This window comes from Anatilimnocola floriformis, assembly GCF_024256385.1.
In the GTDB taxonomy this organism is placed as follows: Bacteria; Planctomycetota; Planctomycetia; order Pirellulales; family Pirellulaceae; genus Anatilimnocola; species Anatilimnocola floriformis.
This window is the reverse complement of sequence record NZ_JAMLFW010000001.1, coordinates 1,218,326-1,233,146: the sequence shown is the minus strand read 5'-3', so window position 1 is coordinate 1,233,146 and position 14,821 is coordinate 1,218,326. Positions and strand designations below refer to the sequence as shown.

Here is a 14,821-nt window from a genome sequence, read left to right as displayed (position 1 = left end):
GCGCTCGGCAATTGGACCGCCTTCAACTTCCGAAGAACGAATCAGCCTTTCGCGGAGCGAAAGACGACAATGGGTCTACTTGCCGGCAGGTGCACCGGCGCGAAGTGTCTTCAGCAGCGTGGCTACTTGTTGTTGCTGCGGCTGAGTCAGGGCAACGATCAAGCATTTGCCCGTGGCATCGAAGCGAACTTCGCCGCGGCCGCCGGCGTCGCGGAAGGCCTGGCCGCCGAGGGTGTTGCGGATCTTGGCGACGAGCGCGGCGCCAGCAGTTGTGTCTTTGGCGACATCGCCGACAGCGTAGAGCTCGAGTTCGGTACGGTCGGCCTGTGTTTGCGGCGAGAGGATTTGGATGGTCTTTGCATCAACGGCCCGCCAGGTGAGATCCATGCGCTGCGTGAGATCATTCAGCGCGGCAGCCAAAGTTTGCTTCTCGATGGTGAGAGTAACTTCCGCGTCGGGATTCCAACCAGCCGCGGACAGCGATTGCCAGTCGAAGAGGATGCGAACTTTGGCTTCCTTCCCCAGGCGATCGGTCACGCGCGTGAGAGGCGTAGGAATGCTGTAGTTGAGCGTGAGCGGCGTCGCGAGAGCGGCAGCGGCTCGTTCATTGCGCGTGGCGAGTTCGAACAGCCGGGCGTCGAACTTGGTGAGCGGACGCAGACCGCGAGCGACGCGGAGCTTTTCGATGAGCACCACGCACTCGGCGAGGGCAGGGCGGGTTTGCCGAATGGTCAGTTCATCCTTGGTCGCGACGAGGGATGGCTGGTTGTCTTCATCGCTCCAGCTATCTGGTGCGACAAAGGTCATCAGGGCTGCCGCGAGATCGTTGGCGCGCCGCTCATCGCTGTCGGTCAGATCCTTGACCGGCAGCTTCGTGGTGACGAGTTGCGAATTGGCGACATCGACAATCAGTTGATCAGCTTCCACTTTAGCTTCGAGGCCGAGCGGCTGCAGACCACCTTGAATGGCCTCGATCACCGTGGTCGACGCGCCCTTCCAATTGACGGGCGTGTCGGCGGTGAAGGGGGTGATGCGAACCATGGCCAGGCCGTCGGGCCGCAGCGTGATCGGCACCGTGCTCATCTCTTGCATGACTTGCAGGAAGTCGATGAGGGGCGAATTCTGAGCTTCGATGGCCGGGAGCGACTCGGCGAGACGAGCCGCGATATCGATGTGCCGGGGCTGCGGCTTGGGCAACTTGGCAGCCGTCGGCGATTGATTGGGCTCTTCTTCCGGTGGCGGAATCACCGGTGGAGCAGCGGCAGGCTTGGCCGGCGGCGGCACGGGATCGGCAGGACCACCGTTCAGAATGTCGCCGAACTTGTTGAACGGATCGTTGGCTGCGAGGCCGGGCTTTTCGGGTGTTGGTTTTTCGGGTGCGGGCTTCGCTGGATCGGTGATGCCCAGCGGATCGCGCTCGGTGGACGGCATCGGTGGCGCTGGAACAGGCTGCACCGGCACTGGCGCCGGATCTGTCGGCATCGGCGGCGGCACGACGGGATCAATGGGCTTATCGGGATTTGCCGGAACAATGGCGACTGGGCCGACCGGAGCGGCGGGATTTTCGGGAGACGCGGGGACTTCAGGCGCTGCCGGTTTTTCGGGAGTAGTGTTTTGCGCGAGAGGAGCCGGCAGTGGTTCGCTCCCATTGCTGAACCACGAGATGGTAAACGCCACGACGCCGACGGCGAGCAACACGCCGAGCAAACCGGAGGCGGAAACCATCGCCCAGTATTGCCAGGGGCTGCCGGCGGAAACTGGTGGTGACTCTGCGGCGGCGGGCGTGGGAACCGTCGCCGCAGTAACGGCGGGTTGCGGCAGAGTCGCCGCGACCATGGCTGCTGCGGCAACGCGTTGTGGTTCGGGCTGTTTGGTGTTGGCAGCCGTTGGCGCTGCGGAATTGATTTTGACAACCGACTTGGCCGCAGGCGCTTGCTGCGAGTTAGTCGCGGTCGGAATATCGTTTTGCGACAGCGTTGCCGCTTGCGAGTCGGGTGATTTATTTTGATCTGCGGGCCGAATGAAGGACTGCGTCGTCGCAGGCGTCGAACCCTTGGGCGGTGGCAGCGGCGCTGCGTGCGCGTGTCCCGCCGGACCAGCGCCGGGTCGAACGGTGGGCGTGGGAACCATCGAGCGTGCTGGCACATCGCCGAGCAGCACATCGACATCATCAAAGGCATCGGCCTTCAGCGGCGCGGCGGTGTCGATCGGCGGTAGAGAGCGGAGTGAGTTGGAGAGGTCCGGCTTGGTCTCGCCGGTTTCATTCGACCGAGCATTTTGCGGCGCGGACGATTGGCCGGGAGCAACCTGTGGGTCGGGCTTGATCAACACCATGCCGCCGCACTTGGGGCAGGCCATGATCTGGCCGACGACGCCGGTATCGCGCACCTTGAGCCGCGATTTGCAGGTCGTGCAGGTGAGGGTAAAGGATTCCACGAGCGGACGACTCTCTTCCGAAATTCCGCAGAATGAAGGTCTCGCGGAATCCGAGTGGACTCCGCTATTTACCAACTCTAGCTTACGTTTAATCGCGCCGCAGAATCGTTAAGCCTATTTCTTTCGGAACGGCTACTTCTTCTGGAATTCGGAACGGCTACTTCTTCTGGAAGACGGCCGGAACGGTGTACTTCTTCTTCGCGGCCGCCGCTTTGGTAGTGATGAGAATCATCTTCTTGGCCGGATTCTCGGGGTCCGACGAGATCACCCAAATCAGCTTTTGATCGGGGTCGTCTGGCGGCTTCTTCGAGTTGGCCGTCACCACAATGGCGGTGAGAACTTCCGCGAGCGTGCCGGCTTTGTTGAAGTCGCGCACCGTTTGGTTGCGGGTGATGCCGTCGAGCTGCAGATCTTCGCCCAGAATCTTGATCGCGAATTCCTGCGGGCCACCGGCGCCGAAGGCCGAACCACGCGCGATTTCGTGAGCATCTTTCACCACGTCGGCCATCACGAATTCGAGCGACTGAGCGGCAAATTCCATTTTGGTTTTGAGCGCGAGAACTTCGTCGATCGTCTGCGGCCCCTTCGGCGCGGTGGGACCAACTGCCGTGGTCGGACCAGCGCTCGCGCCGGGCGTGGAAGAAACTAGCAGTTCGCCCCCGAGCACCAGGTTGTGGGCGGCGTTGCCTGGCAGGTAAGCGTTGATGACGGCTTGATCACCTTCGACGCCGACGCGGATCGCACTTTGCAGATCGACGATCATGCCGCGGTAGCGATTGTGAACTTTCTTCCAGTAAGCCGGCGCATCGACCGTAATCAGCAACTGCTCGATCGAATCGGGCAACTGGTTGAGTCGCGTGCGGAAATCGCCGACCATCGTTTGGCGGTCTTTGTTCAGTTGTCCTTGCAGCCGAGCTTCGAGATAGAACGCCGGGCCGAAGTGCATCGAGACGAGACCAGCGGCGAGTTCTTCACCGAGCAGCGATTTAATCGGCTGCCTCAGCTTGGCGTACGTTCCCTTGAAGAGCTGATCGCCATCGCTGTCGAAGTAACCCGGATTGAACAACAAATTGAAATGGCGATCGCCATCGATCGATTTGAGGAGCCGCACCATGTCGCGGGCCAGCAGCGGCGGAGCGCCATCAGCTTTCGCAACTTCCTTGATGTCGTTCGCTTCACCCATCACGAACTGCTTCGTGCCATCTTCGGCGACCTGCGGGTAATAAGCATACGCCTGCCCCTGATAGATCGTCTTATCCCCTTCCTTGCCGGGCGTGGGATTGCCCCAGCGCATCAGCAGGTCCTTGAGATTGAGCTTGTCTTTCGAATGCACCACGTACGACAGCCGAGGAAATTTTCCTTCGTTGCTGTGCATCGTGATGACGAGCTGATCGATCTCGGCCAGCTTCACGCCGGCGGCTTCTTCCCAGGCAGTCTTGCCCGCGGTGAACTGCGGGCCGAGAGCCTCGAGGACTTTGCTCCCTTCCGGGTTGCGGAGCATTTCGGCGGGACGAACGATGTAAAAGATGTTCCCTTCCGGCGGCACGAACTTCAGATCGACAGCGGTGGTGCCGGCAGTCGGCGAGGCCCACAACAGCTGGCCATCGTCGGGAACGATTTGCTGGCCTTCTTCTTGCCCGCCGGCGGGGGGCGTCGGAGTCTTGCCGGGAATGACCGGCGGTTTGGTCGTCGAGTTACCGGAGTTGTTCGTTCCCTGGTTGGGAAGGTTGTTGACCGGCTTCACCGGCACTTCGTTTTTCTTCTTCAGCTCGGCCTGGCGTTTGAGTTCTTCCAGCGATGTTTGCGCCGGTTGATCTGGTGTTTTCACCGCTACCGCCGGGCCGGGCTTGGGATCATCATTCTTCATCGACATCACGACGAAGAGGAGCGAGATCACAACCACACCCAGCGCCACCAGACCACCGAGCACCAGGTGCGATTGATTGATGCCACCTTTCTTCGGAGCAGGCGTCACAAAGCGAGCGGGGCCAGGAGCATTCGCCGCCGTGTTCAATGCCACGCCGGGAATGCCATCGGCAGGCTTGCCGGAGCCGGCCGGGCCGACGCCGAGCTGTGCTGGCTGCGGTTGCGCCGCCGCTGCGATCGCGGCTTGCCGTTGCTGCACGCTGTGTTCGTACGCTGCCTGCGTGGGCAAGGGTTGCGGGGCAGGGGCGTAGAGCTGCGCGGGATCGATGTACGGGGCCAGATGTTCGGCAACGATCGCCGGCGATTGATAACGGACCTGCGGATTTTTCGCCAGCATGTAGGTGACGAGTTGAGCGAGCGGCGGCGGCACACCCAGCGGTTCGAGCGGGCGGATCCCTTCGCTCGCGTGCCGAGACATTTTCTGCATCACCGTGCCACCCGCAAACGGCGGATTGCCCGAGAGCATGTGGTAGAGCGTGCAACCCAGCGAGTAAACATCGGTCACCGCATCGGGCACATGACCGGCATGCATCAGCTCCGGCGCCAGATAATCGGCCATCGCGACGAGCTTCGGAGTTTCGCCCTGCGTGAAATCGATCGGCCCGGGAACCACATGCGGTTCAAACAAAACTTTGAGGTCGCCCGGGTGTCCCGGCACCGAAGTATCGAGAAACAAATTCGCTGGTCGAACGTCGCCGTGAGGCCGACCCGTTTGATGCAACTGAGCCAAACCGATCGCTGCCATCCGCGCCAGGCGGCAAGCTTCAGCCGGCGGATAACGGCCCATTCCCAAGCGGTCGTCGAGCGTCACGCCCTGCAGATCTTCCGAAACGACAAAGCGATACGTGGTGAGATCGACCGGTTCGAAATACCGCTGCACATGCGGCGACTGCACCGTACACGCCGAGAGCGTGTTGTGAACCGCTTCGGCCCAAGTGGTGGGATTGTGAATTGCTTCGCCAGTAAGGAACTGCAGCAGCACGGGATGCCCCGTCGGGCCATGCAACGCGCGGAACCAACCAGCGTGGCGACCTTTTTCGACGCGGTCGTAAATCTTGTAATCGCCGTAGAAGAACGGCCCGGTTCGACCGGCGCAGAGAATCAGCGTCTGGTAGCGGCTGAGGACGTTCCGCGCAACGAGCCATTCGGCCAGCGTGCGAGAATTGCTTTGCTCGCCGGCGCCCTTCACTTTGGCAAAATCGGCCGCCAGCCGTTGGCATTGCTCCGGGGCCAGCAAGCGGCTGTCGCGCAAGAGTGTCCAAAAGCCCGGAATCGGAATCGACATGTCCGAAATGCTCCCCTACCTCAGTTCCATCGCCCCGCTGCCCCTACCGTTCAAATGTACCTGAGAGGCGGCCGAATGACTAGCAAATGCCGGGGTAGGGCAGGGGTCTGGACCGATTCGGCGGACCAAAAGTCACGGCCGAGCCGGTTCGAGTTCGATCACCACAGCATTACTCTTCGGCTCGATCGTGATTTCTATTCCCGAAGTCCCCAATTGCTGGTGTTTGGGATGGATGACCGCGGCGGCCTTGGGGCCATCGACCGGACCGATCGGCGGCGTGACAGCAACGCGATACTTGCCGGGGAAAGCCCCGTCGTTCGTCGCGTTGGTACTCAGCTGAAACTTGCCATCGGCGTCGATTTCTCCGGTGGCACTCGAGGTCTTGCCATCCGGGCCAGGCGCCGTTTGTTCAAAGCTGACCGTGTGCCCCTTTAGCTGGCCGACATCGCCGCCGTTTTTTAGTTTCGCCGTGCCATTTACGGGCCAGGTTCGCTGACCGCCGCATCCGGCCAAGGCGAGCAGCGAAAGAACGAGAAATCCACACCGCAGATCGAACGGGAGAGAACTACGCATGGGCGACTCGAAAATCAAGGAAGGAAAGGATCGGTTTGAAAGTAGCGAACTGCCTGCCTGACAGCAACAAAATCCCGCCGTTTTCCCTTCTGTGTTCTGCCTTCTGCATTCTCCGTTTCCCAGAATGCTAGAATTCCTCCAGAAGACAGAATCGCCCTCTCCCGGAGTTCCCATGAAAGCCTTCGAATCGACTCGGCTGTACTTCGAACGAGCTGCCGACATCTTGAAATTGCCCGAGTCGCTCCGCAAGTTGCTCCTCACGCCCGAACGCGAAGTGCAGGTGCAAATCGCCGTCGAAATGGACGATGGTCGGCTGGAGACCTTCATCGGCTATCGCGTGCAGCACGACTGTTCGCGCGGACCGATGAAAGGTGGTTTGCGTTACCACCACGACGTAGATCTCGACGAAGTGCGGGCCCTCGCGACGCTCATGACCTGGAAGACCGCCGTCGTCGATCTGCCTTACGGCGGAGCCAAAGGCGGCATCGCGATCGATCCGCGCAAGATGAGCGTCAAAGAACTCGAGCGCGTCACGCGGAAGTTTGTCGATCAGATTCACGATGTCATCGGGCCGCACAAAGATATTCCCGCCCCCGACATGGGAACCGGCGCTCGCGAGATGGCCTGGTTTCGCAACCAGTTCGAAAAGTACCACGGCTTTGCTCCAGCCGTCGTCACCGGCAAGCCGGCAGAAGATTACGGCGCGGTGGGTCGCGAAGAAGCAACAGGCCGCGGCGTGGGCATTCTCGCTTACAAGATGCTCGGCAATCTCAGCCGCAAGCCACAGCAAACGCGTGTCGCGCTGCAGGGCTTTGGTAACGTCGGTTCGCACGCCGCGAAGTATCTCTACGAATCGGAGTACAAAGTAGTCGCCGTCGGCGATCACACGGCTTCGTTCTATTCGCCGACCGGCCTCGATATTCCCAAGATGCTGAAGTACACCCTGGCCAACAAGGGAACGCTGCAAGGCTATCCCGACGCCGAAAAGATCGGCCACGATCAGTTGCTGGAGCTCGACGTCGATTTGCTCATTCCTGCCGCGCTCGGCGGCGTGATTACTTCGCAGAACGCTGCCAAGATCAAAGCACCGCTGATCATCGAAGCCGCTAATGCTCCGATCGAGCCCGATGCCGATGAAATCCTGCACGCCAAGGGAACGACCATTCTGCCCGACATTCTCGCCAACGCCGGCGGCGTGACGGTCAGCTATTTCGAATGGGTGCAAAACCTGCAGTTCTACAAGTGGGGACTCAACCGCGTCCGCCAGGAACTCGAGGCCGTCATGACCCGCGCCTTCGAAGACGTCTGGGCCGAAGCCCGCCAGCACAAAGTGAGCCTGCGCACCGCGGCCTACATGATCGCTATCCGGCGAGTGCAACGGGCGACCGAAGTGGGAGGGATGGGGTAATGGAAATGCAGAAGTAAGAAGGCAGAATGCAGAATGAAATGCATTCTGCGTTCTTCGTTCTGCATTTCGTCGATTTTTGCTCAAGGACCGTACTGCCAGCGCCGATAACCTCCCCAGACGCCGCGACCTGGCGGCCTGGGAAGAGTTTGACGACGCTAGCAAGACTGATTGAGGAGCTTTGGCATGGACGCCCGGCAACTGCGAAACCTGACTGCTGTCACCTGCTTGCTGGCAGTGGCCTCGGCAGCAACGGGATGTGCCTCGTTCCCCTCTTTGCCGAACACCAACCTCGGTTGGGGCAAAAGCTCACTCGTCGGCAAGAGCGCCGAAGTGGTGAAGGAAGGTCAGCTTGCCAATGCGGCGCCGGCTGGCAAGTACGTCATCGAAATTCGCAACTCGAAGGGCAAATCGACCTCGAGCGAATACACCCTCTCCGGTCCGATCTGCGTGCACGATGCTTTGCAACAAGCCGGCGCGATCAAGAAATTCAATCGCATCAAGATCGAGCTTATCCGGCCGTTGCCGACCGGCGGTTGGCATCGCATGCCGATCGAGTATGACCGCGGCATTCATCGCGTCCCTGCCGAAGTCGACTACGGCTTGCTCTCGGGCGATCGGCTGATCGTTACCGAAGACACCAGCAATATGTTTAGCGACATGGCCGATTCGAGCGGCGACCTCTTCATGAGCAAACCCCGATCGGGCAAGACCAAGAACGGCACCTTCCGCCTGGCCGACTAGCAGGGCAGGGGAGGGGAGTTCGCCTCACGCTTACTTCCAGCGAAACACCTTCAGCGCCACGCCGAAGCAAATAATCGCATAGGCCGACAGCAGCAATGTCTGCGGCCAGAGAATCGCCAGCGATTTATCTTCCAACATGATGCCGCGCAGCAATTGATTCAGCGCGGTGAGCGGCAGCAAGTTAATAATCGGCTGCACGACCTCGGGAAAACGTTCCGAGGAAAAGAACACGCCGCTGAACACCCACATCGGCAGGATGACCAGGTTCATCAAGCCTGACACCGTCTCGAGCGTCTGAGCGCGGCTCGCCACTAGCAAACCAATGCCGCCAAACGCCGCGCCGCCAATCAGCGTGGCAATCGTCAGATCGAGATAGCTCCCCTGGCAAGCGACACCAAAGACGAAGTAGCCGAAGACCAGCAGCACAATCACATCGGCCAGCGTGAACAGCAACCGGCTGCAGAGCAGGGCGACGAGAAAATCGCTCCGCCGCATTGGTGTGGCCAGATAGAGCTTCAGTAGTTTGCGAACGCGCATGTCGACGACGACAAAGCCGACGCCCCACATGCCGCCACCCATCAACCCCATACCGATCATGCCTGGGAGGAGAAAATCGATATACCGCGAGCCGGCCTGTTGCAGTTGTTTCACTGCCGGCGCGGCCGACGACGGCTGTTCGCGCCGCAGCATCGCATTTTCCACGGCGCTGCGGGCATAGCGACTTTCCGCGCGGCGCGGCTCTTCCCACAGCTGAAAACCGTTCGGCAGCTTTTCTCCCAACTCGATCACCAGGTCTGTCTTGCCCGATTGCAACCGCTTTTGCCAATCAGCCGTATCGAGCTTCACTTCGAAACGTTTATCCGCCGCCAGCGATTCCTTCCACTCAGCGACTTTGCCTTCGCCGACAAGGTCGACCACGATTGACTCGCGAGGATTGTCGCGAAATGCAATGCCGAGCGCCACGAGCATCAAGATCGGAAACCCGTAGACCCAAAAGATCGCGGCCGGTTCGCGCAGGAACAAGCGAATACGCGTGAGGATCAATTGACCGAGGGCCGTAAAACGTCCCACCTTATTCTCGCCTGCTTCAGGACTGGCCATTGGCTGCCTCCTCCAAGTGTCGTCCCGTGAGCGCGACAAAAACGTCTTCCAGCGTCGCGTGCCGCGTCGTCAGATTCGCCAGGCTCGCCCCTTGTTGTTGTTGCAAGTTCAGCAGCGCCGGCAGCGCGATGTGCGGTTGATCGACGGCCAAGCTAACCGTGCCGGCGCTGTGTCGCACGGTCCGCACCGATGGCAACTGACTGAGGGCCGAATCGACGAGCGGAGGTGAATTGTCTGTCAAACTGAAATCAATGATGTGCTCGCCACCCAGCTGTGCAATGAGCCGCGCTGGCGTATCGAGGGCAATCACCTTGCCGTGATCGACAATCGCCACTCGATCGCACAGCCGCTCGGCTTCATCCATGTAATGCGTCGTCAGCATCACCGTTCGGCCACTCGCGCGAATTGTGCGAATGACATCCCACAGCTGCCGCCGCGACGCCGGATCGAGCCCCGTCGTTGGCTCGTCGAGAAAAAGTAATTGCGGATCACCGACAATCGCACACGCCACGGCAAGCCGTTGTTTTTGCCCGCCCGAAAGTTTGCTGACCCAGGCGTTTTCCTTCTCTTCCAGCGAAACGCGCGACAACGCATCATCGGGCGACAACCCCGTCGCATAAAAGCTGCGCATCAGTACCACGGTCTCGCGCACACTCAGCTTGTCGCTGAACCGCGTTTCCTGCAGCGAAATCCCGATCCGCTGCCGGATCTCATTCGGCTGTTTATTCCAATCAAACCCCAGCACGCTCACATCGCCACTCGTCGCATCGAGCAGCCCTTCGATAATCTCGAGCGTGGTGGTCTTCCCCGCCCCATTCGGCCCCAGCAAGCCAAAGCACTCACCCTGCTTCACCTCAAGATCAAGCCCGCGCACCGCCTCAACCGGCGGCTTGCCCGGATATGTCTTCTTCAGCTGGCGGCATTCAATAGCAAGAGTCATGCGTGGTCCGCTTTCGGAAAAGGGGAACCACACAGGATAACGGCCAAGCGACGATTTGCTGAGGGGAGGTGACAGCAATCTTAATGTAGCTGCCGCGTTGCCTGATCCCCTCTCCTCAGAACTCCGGGGAGAGGGATAGGGGTGACGGGGATCGGAGCGGTGCAGTTCAACGCAGACCTGCTAGAAACGGCTCCATCTGGAAATCGAAGCTCCCTCCAAATGCCGCCGTTATTCCGCGTTTAGTTCTAATCTTGCTTACTAGCCGCTCGCCTTAGCAGTCTGTATTTTGTTATGCCGATAAGGATCGCTGAAACGGCACCCAAACATAAACCGGTGATCGCATAAAAGCGAAATCGCGACCACAAACTAGCAAGGTCAGTTTCATCATTCAACCGCAGCAGTTCGTAGAAAATAATTACATTTGGAACAAACGCTAATACAAAAAGTATGTTTCCGAAGAGGCGCAACCTTCCTTGGCTCACTTCAAAAACCGAAGGAATGGGTGCAGATCGACATATGGAATCGGGTTCTTTTGGACTTGACGCCATTTAGTCTACCTCCAACCGAGCGCAAATCTCAGAGGCGCGCACAGCGAACATCAATTGCACATTTCAATAGATATCGCAATACAGTGGCATTAGTGATAATCGACTCGTTAATTGCCTCTCCCTTGTCTTTCAGTTGTGGCTGGCTTAGAGATTACTGTTCCATAGCCGCTTTTTCTTTATGCAATCTTCCAGAGCAACCTCGGCGTCACGCAGGCTATCCTTTTTGGTATCGCGAGTTCTTTCGGCCGCATCGCGAGCGCTTCGTGCGTCGGCCGTAGGTTCACCCCCTAGGGCTCTGCCATTCGCAGAGAGCTGCCGCGCTATCCGGTCCCCTCGCCCCGGTACTCCGGGGAGAGGGATAGGGTGAGGGGCCGAAGCGTGAAACTCGCCCACAACAATCACGCTCCTACTCAGCCAACAACCCCGGCACGATCGCCTTGGTTGGTTGCCGCATAGTGTTGTCATGCGAGAGAAGTCTCTGGTGGCCGACGAAGTAGGTGTTGAAATCGGCCACGATCAAGTTGTAGGTCGGCGCCGCTGGCGATTGGCCGACTTCCACGACGCTGAGAGGACCGAATGCGCCGTTCAGAACCATGCCGGCTTCTAGTTCGCGCGCCTTGCGCCAACCTTGGCCCGAAACCCAGAAGGGATGGCCGCTGCTGGTTTCGAACACTTCCTTGCCGACCGAGATCTTCACCAGCAAGCCTTCGGGGCGAACCGTGGTGCGCAGCACCGGCTTGTAGGCGAGTTCACCGGAGTCGACGTCGCGCGAGAGAACCAGATCGCCGGGCCGGATTTTTTCGATGGCAAGTTCGCCACGTTCCGTCCAAACCGGAGTGCCGGCCACGAGGCAATCAAAACCATGCGCAGGAAACATCGGGCCGTCGCGCCGCGGACCGGGCGCAGCGGGCGCGCTTCCGCCGCCTCCGGTTGCCGTCGGATCGCGTTCGACGATGTAGACCGTGCGCGAATGCTGAATGGTCGCCACGCTCTTCGCCGTAGCGACGTAGACCTCATTTTCCTTCAGCCACCAAGACCACCACTCGTCAGGAACGGCGGGCAAGTTGGCCGCCGTCGCCTGATTCAGCACCCAACCGATGCGGTCGTTGAGGGCGGTGGTCGCGGCATTCTGGGCAGCCGCGGCCTGCTCCATGGCGAGCGCGGTGCTCTGGGCGTCGCGCGCCATCCGTCGATATGAATCCGCCGGATCGGCGTTCGGCGCGGCAATGCGACGATACTGCGTGTCGAGCACCATCAGTTCGTGCGCTTCCGCTCCTTCGCGAATGAAGGCATGACGATAGCCCATTCGGCCGTTCGGTAGCGACATCTCTTCGATGCGTGAACGGACAGGAGTGAACATCGAAGAAGCGAGCAGCGGCACAAATTGTTCGCGGCTGCAGGTTTGCAATTTGGCAACGGCTGCCTTACGAACGGTGAGCGAAGGCGAGAACACCGCATGCCGGGCGAGCGCCGCGACTGCAGCAGGATCGGTCATCGCAGCCGTCACTTCGACGACGAGCAATTCCGCCTGCTCGCCGCGACTGGCAATCACTCGTTGCAAAGCGGGCAGCGCTTCGACGGTCTTGATTTCCCGAATTTGCGCGACTGCCGCGGCCCGTTGCTCGGCATCGTTGGCCGCCAGATTCGCCGCGATCTTTTCCAATCGCGGAGTCCACCAAGCGAGCGCCTTTTGCGATTCGCTGGCCGCGGTCTGCTGGCGAGCGATTTCTGCACCACTCACCCAGCGATTGCCGACGCGGACGAAACCGAGACGTCCCCAGGCCTGGGCATGATTTGGCTCGAGCTCGCAGACTCGTTGCAGATGAACCCGCTCCTGATCGCGAAGTCCTTGCTTGGCACACCAGTCGGCTAGTTCGAACTGTCCCTGCGCGTTCTCCCCCGCCTTATTCCGCCGTTGGTCGTAAGCACGGAGCTGCGCTTCACGCCGTTTGCTGGGATGGTCTTGAGAGTTCAGCCATTCGCCTTCAGCCGTGCGAACATAACCCAGCTGCCAGCGCACCGCTCGATTGTCGGGCGCCGCGAGAGCTGCCTCCGACAGCAGCTTTTCACGATCTTCCATCAGACCATAGACTTCGCGTTGCAGAGCTTCACGAACCGCTTCGGTCGCTTGCTTCTCGGACTTTTGCAACGACTCTTTAGTCGAGCCGCTCCGCTCGACTGCCTGAATCGTGTAAGCCGGCAGGAACAAAATCCCGCCGATTCCCACCATGATCAATAATAACGAAAACCCCTTCCGCCTCCAGCGTGTACACATCGTACGCCTCCCACAAACCTGTTCCGAATGAAACCTGTCCCGAAAAAGATGAGCTCGCGGCAACCTGAACGGATCGATCCTGACAGGAGGGCAGGGGCAGGGAAGAAGGACCCAAGAATCAAAGCCAACCGCGATTGGGTCAACATACGAAATCAAGATCGCCGCCACAAATAAAAAATATTTGATCGAATTGTTATGAGAGTAGGGCGAGTGTGTTTAAGAATGTTCCGCAAAAAGCCACACCTCACTCGCAGCAATCGCCGCCGTCGATATTGCAGCTCGGCGGTGTTAAACTTCGAATCGTCGTGCAAAAGTCCCGCCAGTACTTCGAGGCATGCGATGCGTTACCTGCTCTTCGCAGTCCTATTCTTTCACCCCACCGCCTGGGCGCAAGAGCCGCGCGCGAAGTTACCAGTGCCGAGCGAAGCGGCCCTAGCTGAGTCAGCGCGAGTTGTGGCCGAGGTCTACAAGGCCGATTACGAAAAGGCCAAAACGCCCGCCGCGAAAGTAGAGTTGGCCAAGAAGCTGCTGACGGAAGGCGTGGCGACTAAGGACGACCCGCCCGGCCAGTATGTGCTGTTTCGCATCGCGCGCGACATCTACTCGCAGCAGGGTGATCTGCCAGGTGCGCTCGAAGCAGTCCGCTGCATCACCGCCGAATTCACAGTCGATGCCATGCAACTAAAGGTCGATGCCGCTACGGCGGCAGCCAAGGCGTCGAAGCCTGCGAAAGCCCAGCTGGCTTGCGCGGAGCAACTCCTGTCGCTGGTCAACGAAACAGTCGCCGCCGATCAATACCCCCACGCTAAGTCAATCGCCGAACTAGCCGTCGTTTGTGCGCGAGGAGCCGAAAGCGTCGAGCTGATCAAGCGTGCCACGCTCAAGGCCAAGGAGGTCGACGATATCGCGGCAGCTTTCCTCGCAGTGCAGCAAGCTCGCGAAACGCTCGACGCCAAGCCAACCGATCCCGAAGCGAACCAGGCGGTCGGAAAATTTCTCTGCTGTGTCAAAGGCGATTGGCCACGGGGCGTGTCGATGCTCGCGCTCGGGTCAGACAACGATTTCAAGGCAGCAGCGATACTCGAGCTCGAAGCCAAGCCGGACTCACTAAAGGTTGGCGACGCCTGGTGGAAGGTCTCCGAATCGCTCGAAGACCTCGGCAAACAACGAACGCAGATGCACGCGGCAAGTTGGTACCGCCGCGCGATTCCGATGCTCAGTGGTTTGACAAAGGCGAAAGTCGAGAGCCGGCTGAAGAGTCTGCCCGATGCGACCGACTCGCCAGCGCCGAACGTCGCAGCGGCCGTGAAGGAGCGAGATTTCGGCTTCTCGAATGTTTGGATCAACGAGACGTATAAAACCACAATCCGCAAGGTCGGCAGGAGCTGGGTCGAGACTTCGCATACGACCGGCAAAGTAACATTGAACTACGTCGAAGTTGATCGGAACGAAAAGTATGTGGAGCTTTTTTGTGTCGAACGCAAACACAAGATGCGGCTATTGAAATCTGGCAAAGCCGACTTCGACGGCAAAGGAAGCTGGCAGTGGATCTCGAATGGCCACTGGGAAAAATAAAACTGATTGCCGA

The 14,821-nt window shown here is 59.6% G+C and carries 9 protein-coding genes; 3 read left to right on the top strand and 6 right to left on the bottom strand.

The features are described 5' to 3' along the window. Positions 1–75 precede the first annotated feature (75 nt). The 3 genes from M9Q49_RS05080 to M9Q49_RS05070 form a co-directional block, all read right to left on the bottom strand. The gene (locus tag M9Q49_RS05080) at positions 76–2,436 is read right to left on the bottom strand and encodes a hypothetical protein (protein ID WP_254507591.1); all 2,361 of its coding nucleotides are present in this window, start codon (positions 2,434–2,436) and stop codon (positions 76–78) included. 157 nt (positions 2,437–2,593) lie between these two features. Continuing rightward, on the bottom strand, positions 2,594–5,647 hold the full coding sequence (locus M9Q49_RS05075) for a serine/threonine protein kinase (RefSeq protein WP_254507590.1): 3,054 nt from the start codon (positions 5,645–5,647) through the stop codon (positions 2,594–2,596). Between the two features lie 132 nt (positions 5,648–5,779). Continuing rightward, a complete protein-coding gene (locus tag M9Q49_RS05070; RefSeq protein WP_254507589.1) occupies positions 5,780–6,220 on the bottom strand; it encodes a hypothetical protein in 441 nt (146 codons plus the stop codon). A 172-nt stretch (positions 6,221–6,392) separates the two neighbouring features. On the opposite strand from M9Q49_RS05070, the gene M9Q49_RS05065 reads away from it, so the two are divergent. After that, on the top strand, positions 6,393–7,628 hold the full coding sequence (locus M9Q49_RS05065; RefSeq protein WP_254507588.1) for a Glu/Leu/Phe/Val family dehydrogenase: 1,236 nt from the start codon (positions 6,393–6,395) through the stop codon (positions 7,626–7,628). Between the two features lie 183 nt (positions 7,629–7,811). After that, complete coding sequence (locus M9Q49_RS05060) at positions 7,812–8,369, top strand: hypothetical protein (protein ID WP_254507587.1); 558 nt, start codon at positions 7,812–7,814, stop codon at positions 8,367–8,369. 30 nt (positions 8,370–8,399) lie between these two features. Here the strand turns inward: M9Q49_RS05060 and M9Q49_RS05055 are convergent, their stop codons facing one another. The 3 genes from M9Q49_RS05055 to M9Q49_RS05045 all read right to left on the bottom strand — a co-directional run bounded on the left by M9Q49_RS05055 (position 8,400) and on the right by M9Q49_RS05045 (position 13,233). Next, positions 8,400–9,470: an ABC transporter permease gene (locus tag M9Q49_RS05055; protein WP_254507586.1), complete on the bottom strand. Its 1,071-nt coding sequence runs from the start codon at positions 9,468–9,470 to the stop codon at positions 8,400–8,402. Further along, positions 9,457–10,410 carry an ABC transporter ATP-binding protein gene (locus tag M9Q49_RS05050; RefSeq protein WP_254507585.1) on the bottom strand — a complete coding sequence of 318 codons (954 nt, stop codon included), beginning with the start codon at positions 10,408–10,410 and terminating at the stop codon, positions 9,457–9,459. The genes M9Q49_RS05055 and M9Q49_RS05050 overlap by 14 nt, the downstream gene beginning before the upstream one ends. Before the next feature lie 954 nt (positions 10,411–11,364). Continuing rightward, positions 11,365–13,233, bottom strand: coding sequence for a polymorphic toxin-type HINT domain-containing protein (locus M9Q49_RS05045; RefSeq protein ID WP_254507584.1), 1,869 nt, complete (start codon positions 13,231–13,233; stop codon positions 11,365–11,367). Between the two features lie 339 nt (positions 13,234–13,572). Here M9Q49_RS05045 and M9Q49_RS05040 point away from each other — a divergent pair, with 339 nt between their 5' ends. Next, positions 13,573–14,808, top strand: a complete 1,236-nt coding sequence (locus M9Q49_RS05040) for a hypothetical protein (protein ID WP_254507582.1) — start codon at positions 13,573–13,575, stop codon at positions 14,806–14,808. Positions 14,809–14,821 lie beyond the last annotated feature (13 nt).

Bases quoted from the DNA above. Each gene is read 5' to 3' on its own strand.
- M9Q49_RS05040 (WP_254507582.1), top strand. From the start codon at position 13,573: ATGCGTTACCTGCTCTTCGCAGTCCTATTCTTTCACCCCACCGCCTGG.
- M9Q49_RS05065 (WP_254507588.1), top strand. From the start codon at position 6,393: ATGAAAGCCTTCGAATCGACTCGGCTGTACTTCGAACGAGCTGCCGAC.
- M9Q49_RS05070 (WP_254507589.1), bottom strand. From the start codon at position 6,220: ATGCGTAGTTCTCTCCCGTTCGATCTGCGGTGTGGATTTCTCGTTCTT.
- M9Q49_RS05055 (WP_254507586.1), bottom strand. From the start codon at position 9,470: ATGGCCAGTCCTGAAGCAGGCGAGAATAAGGTGGGACGTTTTACGGCC.
- M9Q49_RS05075 (WP_254507590.1), bottom strand. From the start codon at position 5,647: ATGTCGATTCCGATTCCGGGCTTTTGGACACTCTTGCGCGACAGCCGC.
- M9Q49_RS05050 (WP_254507585.1), bottom strand. From the start codon at position 10,410: ATGACTCTTGCTATTGAATGCCGCCAGCTGAAGAAGACATATCCGGGC.
- M9Q49_RS05045 (WP_254507584.1), bottom strand. From the start codon at position 13,233: ATGTGTACACGCTGGAGGCGGAAGGGGTTTTCGTTATTATTGATCATG.
- M9Q49_RS05060 (WP_254507587.1), top strand. From the start codon at position 7,812: ATGGACGCCCGGCAACTGCGAAACCTGACTGCTGTCACCTGCTTGCTG.